This window comes from Pantoea sp. B65, from assembly GCF_047308185.1.
Taxonomy (GTDB): domain Bacteria; phylum Pseudomonadota; class Gammaproteobacteria; order Enterobacterales; family Enterobacteriaceae; genus Erwinia.
This window is the reverse complement of sequence record NZ_JAHXPU010000015.1, coordinates 47,951-60,767: the sequence shown is the minus strand read 5'-3', so window position 1 is coordinate 60,767 and position 12,817 is coordinate 47,951. Positions and strand designations below refer to the sequence as shown.

11 protein-coding genes are annotated in these 12,817 nt (G+C 53.1%); 8 read left to right on the top strand and 3 right to left on the bottom strand.

Annotated elements, in window-relative coordinates; translation table 11 throughout:
• Positions 1-45 precede the first annotated feature (45 nt).
• Entirely contained in the window at positions 46-1,179 is a 1,134-nt protein-coding gene (locus JWF83_RS03175) for an Ldh family oxidoreductase (protein ID WP_413648616.1), read from the top strand.
• Between the two features lie 19 nt (positions 1,180-1,198).
• Here JWF83_RS03175 and JWF83_RS03170 read toward each other — a convergent pair whose 3' ends face one another.
• The 3 genes from JWF83_RS03170 to JWF83_RS03160 form a co-directional block, all read right to left on the bottom strand.
• A complete protein-coding gene (locus JWF83_RS03170; RefSeq protein ID WP_413648615.1) occupies positions 1,199-2,518 on the bottom strand; it encodes an MFS transporter in 1,320 nt (439 codons plus the stop codon).
• Positions 2,519-2,951: 433 nt separating this feature from the next.
• Positions 2,952-4,541 carry an FAD-dependent oxidoreductase gene (locus JWF83_RS03165; protein WP_413648613.1) on the bottom strand — a complete coding sequence of 530 codons (1,590 nt, stop codon included), beginning with the start codon at positions 4,539-4,541 and terminating at the stop codon, positions 2,952-2,954.
• A gap of 99 nt (positions 4,542-4,640) precedes the next feature.
• Positions 4,641-5,180 carry a flavin reductase family protein gene (locus JWF83_RS03160; protein WP_413648611.1) on the bottom strand — a complete coding sequence of 180 codons (540 nt, stop codon included), beginning with the start codon at positions 5,178-5,180 and terminating at the stop codon, positions 4,641-4,643.
• Positions 5,181-5,811: 631 nt separating this feature from the next.
• Between JWF83_RS03160 and JWF83_RS03155 the strand changes: the two genes are divergently transcribed.
• From JWF83_RS03155 to JWF83_RS03125, 7 genes are all read left to right on the top strand, one after another.
• Positions 5,812-6,720 (top strand): LysR family transcriptional regulator, encoded by a 909-nt coding sequence (locus JWF83_RS03155; protein WP_413648609.1) that lies wholly within the window; start codon positions 5,812-5,814, stop codon positions 6,718-6,720.
• Between the two features lie 227 nt (positions 6,721-6,947).
• Entirely contained in the window at positions 6,948-7,943 is a 996-nt protein-coding gene (locus JWF83_RS03150) for an enoyl-CoA hydratase/isomerase family protein (protein ID WP_413648608.1), read from the top strand.
• Between the two features lie 237 nt (positions 7,944-8,180).
• Complete coding sequence (locus tag JWF83_RS03145; protein ID WP_413648606.1) at positions 8,181-9,056, top strand: 3-keto-5-aminohexanoate cleavage protein; 876 nt, start codon at positions 8,181-8,183, stop codon at positions 9,054-9,056.
• Positions 9,057-9,104: 48 nt separating this feature from the next.
• Positions 9,105-10,274, top strand: a complete 1,170-nt coding sequence (locus JWF83_RS03140) for a thiolase family protein (protein ID WP_413648605.1) — start codon at positions 9,105-9,107, stop codon at positions 10,272-10,274.
• A 2-nt stretch (positions 10,275-10,276) separates the two neighbouring features.
• The gene (locus tag JWF83_RS03135; RefSeq protein ID WP_413648604.1) at positions 10,277-10,942 is read left to right on the top strand and encodes a CoA transferase subunit A; all 666 of its coding nucleotides are present in this window, start codon (positions 10,277-10,279) and stop codon (positions 10,940-10,942) included.
• Entirely contained in the window at positions 10,939-11,583 is a 645-nt protein-coding gene (locus tag JWF83_RS03130) for a CoA-transferase (protein ID WP_413648602.1), read from the top strand. The genes JWF83_RS03135 and JWF83_RS03130 overlap by 4 nt, the downstream gene beginning before the upstream one ends.
• A gap of 32 nt (positions 11,584-11,615) precedes the next feature.
• Positions 11,616-12,794, top strand: coding sequence for an acetyl-CoA C-acetyltransferase (locus JWF83_RS03125; protein WP_413648601.1), 1,179 nt, complete (start codon positions 11,616-11,618; stop codon positions 12,792-12,794).
• Positions 12,795-12,817: the final 23 nt, after the last annotated feature.

The following is a 12,817-nucleotide window of genomic DNA, read 5'->3' as shown; positions in this document are numbered from 1 at the left end:
CAATGTTATTCTTGCGTTTTATCCTCTTTCATTACTCAGCGCATAATGACAAAACTGGCCTGTTTTCCCGCAACACTTCTGCTGCAACAAACTGAAGTAATCCTGACCGGCTGGGGCATGGCCGCACCGGTGGCGCAGCAAACCGCAAAGTTAATCGTCGAAACCGATCTACTCGGTATCGACTCCCATGGCATATCCATGCTGCCGCACTATGACCGCTTACTACGTGCAGGACAGTGGCAGCCCGCGGGTAAAACGCGCCTGCTCACGGAAACACCGACAACCGCCGTTCTTGATGGCGGTCATTCGCTGGGACATGCCACCGCCCGCCGGGCAATAGAGCTGGCTGTCGATAAAAGTGAACAGTACGGCCTCGGCTGCGTGGTAGTGCGTAATGCCAACCACTTTGGCGCTGCCGGTTTATATGCCCGTTACGCCGCTGCCAGAGGCAAAATCGCGCTGGTTACCAGTACTACTCGCAACCGCATGCTGGTGCCGTCACGGGCTGCACAGCCGGTATTGGGCACCAATCCGATCGCTTTTGCCGCCCCGGCTGGCAGTAATGAGGATTTTGCGCTGGATATGGCCACCACCACCGTCGCCGCCAATAAAATCAAAGTGTATGACTATCAGGATCAAGAGCTGCCTGCCGGCTGGGTGGTGAATGCCAGGGGCGAAGCGGTAACCAATAGTCGTGAGGGTATGAGTACGGTGTTTGAGCAGGCGGAAGGCGGGCTTACCCCGCTGGGTGGGCCGGAACAGAATGGCGGGCATAAAGGTTATGGCCTGGCGATGATGGCGCAAATTCTGGCGGGCACCCTGGCAGGATCCGCATTTGCCGCCACCCGCCCGGCTGGAGAAATAGCGGATATCGGCCACTTTTTCCTCGCCATCAACCCAGGTGCATTTGGCCCGCTGGCACAGTTCCGCCAGGGTCTTGATGAGATTATCGATACCCTGCATACCACTCCCGCCAGCGATCCGGCTTCCCCGGTACTGGTTGCCGGTGAACCGGAAAATAACACCCGCCGCCAGCGCGAGGCACAAGGCATTCCTTTACCCGCTTCCTTACTGCTGCAGTTGCGGGAGATCTGTCAGCAGCATGGCTTTACTGACCTGCTTACGCCGTACGCCAGTCAGTGGCAGCCCCCGATAGCTGGCAGGCGGCTGCGGGTTTAGTCGCCGGCGATAATAGCTGTTACTGCTTTTTAATATGCAGCATGGAAAGAGCATTTTTTTGCTGCTGGTTACTTTGTTGCCGGCTGCGATTCAGGATCATCGCCAGTACAAAGCCGGCCAGTGCGACCAGCACAATAATATTGATATTGGTAAGGTAAGTACCGGTAGCCGCCAGGGCCCGCGCAGATACGAACAGGCCCACCGTCCCGCCAAATGAGCCAATACCCAGCCACAAGCCATTCATGCGCCCGACGACGCGGGAAGGATAAGATTCGGCGATTTTTGCCTGCAACATTGGCATTAGCATCCCAATACCGATGCCCGGCAGGATCAGGAAACAGACAAACAATGGCCGCAGGCTATAGATTTGCTGGAATTGCAGCGCGCCATAAGTGACGATTAAAACCATCGCGGCCACAATGATGCCACCCGGTCGGCCATTGAAATACTTGCCGGCAACAAATCCACCGATCACCGGGGCAATAACCGAGGCAACCTGCAGGATAGTCGTCAGGCTACCGCCGGTCATCGGGCCAAGCCCTAAACCGGTTGGCGCGGGTTCGGAAAAATAGGACGGCGTCAGACTAAACACGGTTTGCATAATCCAGTTTGCCGCGAAAGTGACCGCGATGCCGTACCAGGTGAATCGGGAGGTAATGGCCTGTTTAAACAACCCTTCTCCCGTAGCGGCCGTTTCCTGGACATCCTGGAGATCGACGTTCGGTGTCGGTGCCGGTGCTTTACCACGGGCGAGGGTAAAGATAATCAGGCAGTAAATCAGCGACAGACAGGGAATAAACGAAATAACTGCCATCGTTAATCTCCAGTTCCCTACGCTGCTAAATACCGCTGGGGCAATAACGACGCTCAGCATGGCGCCCAGAGGAATAAAGGCGCCGGTGATACCTAAAGCGAAGGATCGCTGTCTGGCAGGAAACCATTGCATTATCAGCGGTACCATTCCCGCCATACAAAAACCAACCGAGCATCCTTGCAACACACGCAGGAAGGCGACGGCTAAATAAGATTGTCCGACCCAATAAGTCGCCAGCGTCGGAAAAAATGACAGCGCGATACTGACCGTAATCGATATCACCGGACCGAAACGGTCAACGAAGGGGCCGCTGATAAAAAAAGAAAGAGAAGAGAACAACATAAAGCAGGTCATCAATTGCACTGCCTGAGGCAGCTCGACACTAAGATCTTTTGCGATTATGCCAAGTAATGGCGCATAGGACATAGCGGCAAGCTGGAAACAGGCGCCAGCTAAACAGCATCCGGCGAGAATAGCCCAACGTATCGTCGGGTAAGTGGCCGGTGATGGTGTGGTATTATTCATGTTATTTAATCCCTACAGCACCTTTTCAGGTGATATCATCGCTATTCACAGTAACCGGTCGCAATATTTATAAATATCCGTTATATCATGGTTTATTTATAATCAGCAGGTTACATTCCACCGTGCGGGGGTAAATCACCGCCGTCGGTTATCAGGCCAGAATTGCCGAATCGAATATTTAAGCAATAATGACGCCAGTTATAATTAATATATTTTGTAGTGAGAGATGTGTTTTGTTTCCGCGTCGCGCAATGGTATTAACCGGTAATACAACAAACATGTTGAATAACCATGTTTATTACGCCTGAAACCAGAGTGCCACCACCACGGCGGCTGTCGGATAGTTATTCGCCCGGCATCAACATCGGCAATCGGTTGATTCCGGGCATTTCACTGTTTAAAAATATCCTCCCTTCTCAGGGAATTTATTTTATTAAACACAAAGCTGCTGTTTAGCCTTTGGCGCCAGCGTTTTATTTTCCGCCAGCCTTTCGCCAAGCACATAACTCAGGGTGATGGCCCGACCGTGACTTAAACCCGGCGCCATCAGCGGATATTCATTGGCGAAGAAGTTACCCTGCATATTACCGACGGCATAAAGCCCCTCGACCTTATTACCCCTGATATCAAGGACCTGCATATCGGGGTCACAATCAAGCCCCCCCAGCGTCACCAGCATATGGGAGCGAATTGGCACCGCATAGAAGGGGGGTTTTTCGACAGGAAACATCAGATAGGGTTCTTTATTAAAGTCTTCGTCCTTACCCTTATGCGCCATTTCGCTATACCGTTTACAGGTGGCGACAAAGCTGTCGACCGGAATATCCATCTGCCGGGCGAGTTCTTCCAGGCTATTGGCGCGGAACAGACGTCCTTTATCAGCATGGGTGTTCAATACGTCGATGGGTTCAGTTACCGGACCATCAAAACCAGTTTCAAAGGTTTGGTGATCAATTTCATATCTGCTGTCAAACACTGCCCACGCCTGCTGATTAGGCTGACGGAAGCGGCCATCGACCAGGCTCTGGTTCGGCAGCGATTCGTTCTGAAAGCGTTTACCCAGTCGGTTAACCTGCATAAACGACTGGTTGCCGGTCATCAGATCAACGTGAAAACCAGGGATAGTGTGGATCATTACCGGATGAGGCCAGTTTTGCAGCGCTGCGCCAATATCTAATGCCTGGCCCAGCACCTCGCCAATATTGCCGCCCTGAGGGTTATAGGTCTTAATTTCCGCCTTATTAATGATTGGACACCAGGCGTTAACCATCTCTTTATTTTCAGAGTAGCCGCCGGCGGCCAGCACTACCGCGTTACTGGCTGAAAAACGGATATACTCTCCCGATTTATTTTTCCCGATGATACCGCTGACCCGTCCATTATCCTGCCGTAAGATCTCTTCACAGGCGATGTTGTAATAGAAGTTAACCCCAAGCTTTTTGCATTGATCTTCAATAAAATCAAGAAATGCCTGCTGGGTGGGAACATATTCATTACCGGTACTGATCTTCTGATCTGCTCCGGCAAAAATATGGGCGGTAGGATATTGCCGGTAGAGATCCGGGTACTGTTTGGCCACGCTGAAAGTGTCAACCAGCGCCACCTTCATACCGTGCGCTTCGCAAAGGTCAATATAATGATCGAATACCCGGCCACTCTGACGAACCCAGATAGCGACCAGCTCAGGATGAACCCGATTATTAGCAAACCGGATCAGATCGGCAAAGATAAGGTCTTCATCAATCTTTTTGCCCGATTTCAACTGTAATTTACTGTTAACCGCGCCATTATCCATACCGCGGGCGGATAAAGCAGGAAATTTTTCCACCAGTGCGACTTTTAATCCATGCTCTGCCGCTGAATGGGCGAGAAACAGACCCGCGCAGCCTGCGCCGACAATAACGACATCAGCTTCAACAACCTGGCTAAAGTTATAGTCGGTAAGCGGCGGCTGCGGTTTATCCCACCCGGGCACCCGCAGATTATTATTTGGATCATGCCATTTAATATTTTTATCAGACATTTTACTCCCCTTACATTTTAAACCGGATTTTTGGGTTTTAACCCCTAAGCATAAATAAATTTTTCTTTTATTATTATCAACTTCAGAGATTATATTAATTTATCGCCTTAAGTTTTCAGGCCTCTGAGTGATATTTTTATTAACATTATGGTACGCGCGATCAAAATAAGTGAGCGCATCGTTCTCTGAATATTTTTCGATCGCGACAACACGCCCTACAATAATATTATGGCTGGCTGTCTCATAGATTTTATCAAGCTCACAGTCGAAATTCACCAGCGCATTATTTAAGGCGGGGCTGCCGGTTATCAATTCATGCCATTCGCCTGCGGCATAACGTCTGCTCATTTCCATCTGGCCATTGGCAAAATGCCCCGCCAGTTCAGTCTGGGAACCCGCAAGCACGTTGACACAAAAATGCCGGTTTTGCATAAACAGCTCAGTTTGCAGCGATGCGCGTCGCATACATACCAACAGTGACGGCGGTGTGTCGGAAAGACTGCACATGGCAGTGGCAGTAAACCCCCCACGACCCGCAGGACCCGCCGTGGTGATGATGTTAACTGCAGCACATACCTGCGACATTGCATCACGAAACTCATTTTGTGAAACTACTGTAAGTGTGTCCATGCTTGCCATCTCTTTTTCCCCGGTGATATCTTCACTTGATTAGCCCGCCGGATAAAAATACGGGTGGTACATAGTCAAATAAAAATAATGTTTATTATTCCTGTCAACTTAACCTGTATCGCTATTAATTCATTACATTTAAACAATGTTATTTCTGTGATTTTCCCCGTATTTTAATGGATAGAGAAAATCCGACTGCTGTTCTTATACGATAACGAATAGAAGAGTGGTAATTCTTTTTTCAATTTGTGTTATGTTGATCGCGTATAACAAAATGATAAATTATTCTGCAGGTTGACAATTTACCTGCGTATTTAGCGCGCTGGTTTTTTAAAATTCACGACAATAATTAACAATATCCACCCGATGCCGCAGTCGCCGCCATAAAAAACCACAAACAAATAATTAACAAACAACACATACCAGCAATAAAACACACAAGGAAACAACAGTTCTGGCGATAAAACCGCCAGTCATAGCGCGCCCGTTTTTTATGATCTGTATCATATTAGTTATGTTATTGCGGCATAACGGGCGAATGATGCGTGCTATTTGGATTGCTTTCACATTTTAGTCGCGATGATTTGGTTATATTGGCCGGGGAATATAATACTTTTAATTAATTAACAAGAGATTAACCATGAAGATGCAACTCTTGTACGAATTCGTTCAGCTGGCGGAATCGCTTAATTTCAGCCGCGCGGCACTCAAAATGAATGTGACGCAGCCCGTGCTGAGCCGCCATATGAAGATGCTGGAAGAACATTTCGAAACTGAGTTGCTGGCACGCAACACCCATACCGTCGCGCTGACGTCGGCCGGTAAACTGTTGTTGGTCGAGGCACGCAAGATCATTCAGCAATATGAATGCTCACTATCGACGGTCAATGCTTTTACTGGCAAGAGTCGCCGTCGGCTGAGCGTGGTATTTCTCGGCGAAGCCATCCAAAATTTCCTCATCACCTTTCTCACCCAATTTCGCCAGGACCATACCGATATCGCGGTAGAGTGCCATGACTGCGAGCTGGATGAAGCGCTGGAGTTGCTGGATGGCCACAACTGCGATCTGGGCCTGCTGATCCGGCCAGGCTTTACCGGAAATAGCCGATTCAATATCCTGCCTCTTACCACCGATCCGCTATGCGTGGCGGTAAACCGCCACCACCCCCTGGCCGGGCGGGGTCAGGTGTCGCTACGCGAAGTCGGTGCATGGCCGCTTATCCGTATCAATCCGCGCGAATTCTCACTCTCTGAAGAGTACAGCACCCGCTTTTTCGACATTCATGGTATTCCCTTCCGGGTGGGCAGAGAGTATGCCAATCTGAAGACCTGCTGCTTTAACCTCGAGTTCGACACTCAGTCAGTGATGCTGATGCCGAAGCACAGAAGAAACTGGCTCGGCAAAAACTGCGTACTGCTGGATCTGGCCGAGGAAGACTGTAAGTTCAATGTCGAGCTGGTCTGGGATGATAACAATATCAACCCCTGCATTGCGGTGTTCCTCAGTGCGCTCAAACCCTTCCTGAACGATAAAAACGTGGTTTTCTGAATATTCGGGCATCTGTATCCAGCAGTAAGCCCCCTCCACCTGCCACCATTATCAGCCACGCCAGTGCAAACCGTAAAATCTCCGCCGTCGACAATTATGTCGAAAATACATAACTGAAAAAACAAATAGAATTTCACCCGCTCTGGCGAGAGTGTTAGGTTTTTTCTGAACCGCAGTAAATCGTCTTATTTAATGACATCTCGCGCATTATATTAAAGGAGTAGATCATGGTGATTAAAGCCAATTATGTATCCGATCACGACAAACGTAAGGAAATGACGCATGAGGAATTAGGCACAATTCCACATATGCGTTTCGAGGAATATTCGGAAAAACTTAAACACTGTTTCACCATGAAACGGAAGAACGGCATTCTGGAAGCCCGTCTGCACACTAATGGCGACAGCCTGCAATGGGGCGCACCTGCTCATCAGGCGTTGCACTATTTCTTCGACTGGGCCGGACGCGATCCGGACAATGAAATCATTATTCTTGGCGGTACCGGCAAAGATTTTATGAAAGGTATCGGGCGGCTGGATAAAAATGGCAAATGGCAGTCCGCCACCGAGTTTTCATCCTCCCCGGATGAAGCCTGGAAAATGTACGAATATCAGTACTATGACGGTACTAACGATATTGAAGGCCAGGTATTCGATGTTGAAGTCCCGACGATTGGCGTGTGGAATGGCGCCGCTTTCCACACCGACCTGGTGTTATTCAGCGATCTCACCCTGTGTACCGAAGATGCCTGGACCACCGAAATGCATTTCCGCGTCAATATGGTACCCGGCGACGGCATTCAGATTGCCTGGCGCGAGCTGATGGGGCGCAAACGTTATGCCTATGCGGAACTGACCGGTGAAATCATTACCGCCCGTAAAGCGCTGGCGCTTGGTATGGTCAATGAGATCTGCCCTGATACCGAAGCCTGCTACGACCGTGCCTGGGAAATCGCCGAACTGATTATGCAGACCGGTACGCGTGTCACCCGCCGCATTACCACCCAGCAGCTGCGTAAAGCCTGGAAAGAAGATATTGCCAGTGAACTGCGCAATGCCTTCGCCACGGAAATGTTTGTTACCGCCACTGAACACTCGCCACACGAAGCTAACTACTGGGAGTGGGCCCATGAAGAGGCCGAACTGGTGCTGGCGGCAGAGAAGAAAGGTAAAATTGTTCGTCCGCGTATTGGCGGCGGTAAAGAGGAAAACGAGATTAAGTAATCGTTCCCGACGGCGGCCGGTAATGCTATTCAGGTTTTATCCTGATTTAACAAAAAACTCAGTGTCACAGGAAATATTCCGGTCGCTGCAAGGTAATATTTTTAAAATATCACTCATATTTATCCCGCCAATCCGGGGGAGGGGGTATTTATATTCAAAATGGAACCCCCCGCTAAATAATAGCATTTTCTTGCTGAGCTAATGAGCGGAATAAAAACTATGAACGGAGGAAAGTTCATGAATACAGGAAACGACGTTATTATTTCCGCCGCCCTGACCGGTGCGGTTACGCCGAAAGATATTAACGAACATATTCCACTGACGCCGCAGGAGATCGCGGCGGATGCTTATCGCTGCTGGCAACAGGGGGCGGCGGTGGTTCATCTGCATATGCGCGATAAGCAGGGGCTGGGCACCATGGATCGTGCGCGTTTTGACGAGACCATCCGTCTGCTACGCGATTATCAGGACTGCGACGTCATTATCAACTGCACCACTTCCGGCGATAGCCGGGCCAGTGATGAAGATCGCATGGCGCATGTTTCAGCGCTGGACGGTATCGAAATGGCGTCCTGGGATGCCGGCTCATTTAACTGGATGCCCGGCGGCGTATTTATCAACTCTCCGCAATTTCTTGGTCGGCTGGCTGAGATCCTCACGGCGCGCGGTATCAAGCCGGAAGTTGAGATCTTTGACAGCGGCATGCTGGGCGTCGCCAGCTACTTTGTCGAACAGGGTAAGCTGCGCGCCCCTCTTCATTACCAGTTCTGTCTCGGCGTGCCGGGTGGCATGCCCGCCACGGTGGAAAATCTGCTCTATCTGAGCCAGCAGATCCCGGCTAACGCCACCTGGTCAGCCTTCGGTATCGGCAAGCACCATTTGCCGATGCTGTACACCGCTTTAGCTCTGGGGGGTCACATTCGCGTGGGGCTGGAAGACAACGTCTATTTCAGCAAGGGCGTGAAGGCGACGAATGCGCAACTGGTGGAGCGCGCCGCTCAGGCGATACGCCTGTTCGGCAAACAGGTGGCGACCCCCGCCGTAGCGCGGAACATCCTGGGCCTGCCACCGTTACCCGTAAGCCACAAAGCACGTGCTTATGCTGGCCATTAATCCTGCGGGATCAAACCAGCTTTGTTAACAGTCTGACAAGAAGGTTTTATGAGAGAAGCGGTGATTGTTGCAGCGGCACGCACGCCAATTGGCAGATGCCGTGGTGCGTTAGCCTCCGTTCCGGCACATGTGCTGGGCGCTCTGGCGGTTAAAGAGGCAGTACAACGGGCCGGGATCGCCCCCGAGAGTATTGATGACGTGATTTTTGCCAATCTGATGAATCACGAGATTAACAATATGGGGAGGATGGTATTGCTGGAAGCCGGGTTACCGGTTTCGGTACCGGGTATCACTCTCGATCGTCAGTGTGCGGCGTCGCTGAACGCGCTGGCCTATGGCGCCATCCAGATTATGGCCGGCTTTGCCGAGGTGATTGTCGCAGGCGGGGTAGAAAGCGATTCACGCCGGACCTGGATGCTGGAAAAGACCGAGACCGCCTGGTCGGTGCAGCCGCCGAGCTTTGTCAATATTCATACTGCGCCCGATCGCGTTGGCAACCCGTCAATGGGTATCACCGCCGAGAATATCGCCGCCAGATACCGCTTCAGCCGCCAGCAGCTGGACGAATTCTCACTGCGCAGTCAGCGGCTGGCCAGCACGGCCTGGCAGAACGGGCGCTTCGATGCACAGATCGTTCCGGTGCCATTGACCGATAAAAAAGGACGCAAAACGCAGGTGAGCCGCGATGAATCGGTACGCCCGGACTGCTCCGCAGACGGGCTGGCGGCCCTGCGCCCCAGTTTTCGTCCTGATGGGGTCGTCACGGCGGGTAACAGTTCACCGATGAGCGATGGCGCAGGTGCGCTGGTATTGATGGAGCGCAGCCTGGCGGAAAAAACCGGGCGGGAGATCCTCGCTGTGTTCCGCGGCTATGCCGCCGCTGGCGTCGATCCCAACTATATGGGGATGGGGCCGGTGCCTGCGTGCTCGAAATTATTACAGCAAACCGGCCTGACCGTGGATGACATCGCGCTGTGGGAACTTAACGAAGCGTTTGCCGCGCAGTCGCTGGCCTGTATCCATGAGATAGGCATGGATCCCGATCGGGTTAACCCGAATGGCGGCGCCATTGCGCTGGGGCATCCGCTGGCAGGCAGCGGCGCCATCCTGGCGACAAAAGCGGTTTACGACATGCGTCGCCGCCAGCTGGACAACGCGGTGATTACTTTCTGCGTCGGCGGTGGCCAGGGCGTGGCCGTGCTACTCACGAGGGAATGACTATGGCGGAAAAATTTGCTTTACCCGATGACATTACCGCGCTGTTTAAAGACGGGCAGACGCTAATGTGCGGCGGCTTCGCCAATCATGGTGTACCCAACCGCCTTATTGACTGTGTGATAGCGAGCGGAGCGCGGCATTTAACCCTGATCTCTAACGACAGCGGCGATGCCGATTTGACAATAGGTCGCCTGATCCACCACGGACTGGTGGATAAGCTGATTGCCTCTCATATCGGACGCAATACCGAAACGGTGGCGCTGGTGGCCGCTGGCAAAATCGAACTGGAACTGGTGCCACAGGGTAGCCTGGCGGAACGCATGCGCTGCGGTGGTTCCGGGCTGGGAGGTGTGCTGACCAAAACCGGTATCGGCACCCTGGTTGAGGAGGGTAAACGACGTATTGAGATAAATGGCGAGGTGTGGCTGCTGGAGGTGCCGTTACAGGCGGATATCGGCCTGGTGCGCGCCCGTACCGCCGATCCGCTGGGTAACCTGACCTACCGCGGCACCATGCGTAATTTCAACCCGCTGGTGGCGAAAGCCTCGCGTCTGACGTTAGTGGAAGCCGACATGCTGGTAGATGTGGATGAACTGGGAGTAGATGCCGTGGTCACCCCCGGCGTCTACGTGGATAAGATTCTGACACTGCCGGGAGCAACTTTATGAACGCACGCAACAGAATAGCCCGGCGCGCCGCCGAATATTTCGCTGACGGCGACGTCATCAACCTCGGTATCGGCATCCCCAGTCTGTGCAACGATTACGCTCCACCCGGCGTGATGTTCCACACCGAAAACGGTCTGGTGGGAATGGGGCGGCTGGTGGCCGGTATGCTGGCAGTCGAAGGGTTTTCCAACGCCACCGCCATGCGTTTCGTACCGGTACCGGGCGCCAGTGCGCTCGACAGTGCCGAATCTTTTGCCCTGGTGCGTTCCGGCAAACTGGCGGCAACGGTTCTGGGAGCCTTGCAGGTGGCGGAGAACGGCGATCTGGCCAACTGGGCGCAACCCGGTCGGGTATTCGGTATGGGCGGCGCGATGGATCTGGTCACCGGCGCACGCAAGGTCATCGTCACTATGGAACTCTGCACCAAAGATGGCCAGCCGAAAATCGTCAAAACCTGTAGCTACCCGCTCACCGGCGAGCGCTGTGTTGATCACATCGTCACCGAGCAGTGCGTAATCGATGTGACGCCTGACGGACTGGTGCTGACCGAACTGCTTGCAGGGCTGACGCCTGACGATATCCGGCGCCAGATAGAGCCCCGGCTGATGGTCTCCCACCAGCTGAAAATCATGCAGGAATGACGCCGGTATCCGACTGATTACAAGAGGTAAATATGACATCACTGGTTATTGTAAGCGCCGTGCGCAGCGCCATCGGTAAATTTGGCGGCAGCCTGAGCAGCGTTGCGGCACCGACGCTGGGGGCGCTGATGATGAAAAGTGCGCTGCAACGGGCAGGCATTACGCCATCAGCGGTAGACGGAGTGATTTTCGGTAATGTATTACAGGCAGGACTCGGCCAGAACCCGGCCCGCCAGGCGATGCTGCAGGCCGGGCTGTCGGAAAGTAGCGCGGCAACCTCGATCAATATCGTATGTGGTTCCGGCCTGCAAAGCGTCATTTTTGCCGCGCAGAGCATTGCCGCAGGCGACGCTCAGGTGGTATTAGCGGGCGGCATGGAAAATATGTCGGCGGCGCCCTACCTGCTCGGCAAAGCTCGCTGGGGATATCGCATGGGAGATCAGCAGGTTACCGACAGTATGGTAAACGACGGGTTGTTCTGCGCTATTGGCCACTACCATATGGGCATCACGGCGGAAAATGTCGCCAGACGCTGCAATGTCAGTCGTCATGATCAGGACGAAATTGCACTGCTGTCCCAGCAACGTGCGGCAGCGGCAATTGCCCGCGGCGATTTCCGTCAGGAAATTGTACCGGTAACGGTGCGCGGTAAAAAAGGAGACTGTCAGTTTGCCGTTGATGAACACCTGAGAAGTGACACCACGCTGGATAGTCTGGCACAGCTGAAACCGGCATTCGACCCGGAAGGTTCGGTTACCGCTGGCAACGCGTCAGGTATTAATGATGGCGCCGCCGCGTTGCTGGTGATGAGCGCAACGCGGGCGCAAAGCCTCGGTGTTCGGCCGCTGGCGCGCATCCGCAGTTATGCCACTTGCGGCGTTGATCCGGCGCTGATGGGGCTGGGGCCGTTGCCTGCTACCCGACTGGCGCTGAGCCGGGCGGGATTGACGGTAGCGGATATTGATCTGGTGGAAGCGAATGAGGCCTTTGCCGCCCAGTTTTTAGCCGTTGGCCGCGAGCTGAAGCTGGATATGGAAAAAACCAACGTTAACGGCGGCGCTATTGCGCTGGGTCACCCCATCGGCGCATCTGGCGCGCGCATTCTGGTGACCTTGCTGCACGCGCTGGCGGCGAGAGACCAGACGCTGGGACTGGCAACGCTCTGCGTCGGTGGCGGACAGGGCGTGGCGATGATCGTCGAACGTGTGTAACCCGGCCTGCCACTGGTATCGCC

Coding starts and splice junctions, on each gene's coding strand:
- JWF83_RS03175 (WP_413648616.1), top strand. CDS start 46: ATGACAAAACTGGCCTGTTTTCCCGCAACACTTCTGCTGCAACAAACT.
- JWF83_RS03170 (WP_413648615.1), bottom strand. CDS start 2,518: ATGAATAATACCACACCATCACCGGCCACTTACCCGACGATACGTTGG.
- JWF83_RS03165 (WP_413648613.1), bottom strand. CDS start 4,541: ATGTCTGATAAAAATATTAAATGGCATGATCCAAATAATAATCTGCGG.
- JWF83_RS03160 (WP_413648611.1), bottom strand. CDS start 5,180: ATGGCAAGCATGGACACACTTACAGTAGTTTCACAAAATGAGTTTCGT.
- JWF83_RS03155 (WP_413648609.1), top strand. CDS start 5,812: ATGAAGATGCAACTCTTGTACGAATTCGTTCAGCTGGCGGAATCGCTT.
- JWF83_RS03150 (WP_413648608.1), top strand. CDS start 6,948: ATGGTGATTAAAGCCAATTATGTATCCGATCACGACAAACGTAAGGAA.
- JWF83_RS03145 (WP_413648606.1), top strand. CDS start 8,181: ATGAATACAGGAAACGACGTTATTATTTCCGCCGCCCTGACCGGTGCG.
- JWF83_RS03140 (WP_413648605.1), top strand. CDS start 9,105: ATGAGAGAAGCGGTGATTGTTGCAGCGGCACGCACGCCAATTGGCAGA.
- JWF83_RS03135 (WP_413648604.1), top strand. CDS start 10,277: ATGGCGGAAAAATTTGCTTTACCCGATGACATTACCGCGCTGTTTAAA.
- JWF83_RS03130 (WP_413648602.1), top strand. CDS start 10,939: ATGAACGCACGCAACAGAATAGCCCGGCGCGCCGCCGAATATTTCGCT.
- JWF83_RS03125 (WP_413648601.1), top strand. CDS start 11,616: ATGACATCACTGGTTATTGTAAGCGCCGTGCGCAGCGCCATCGGTAAA.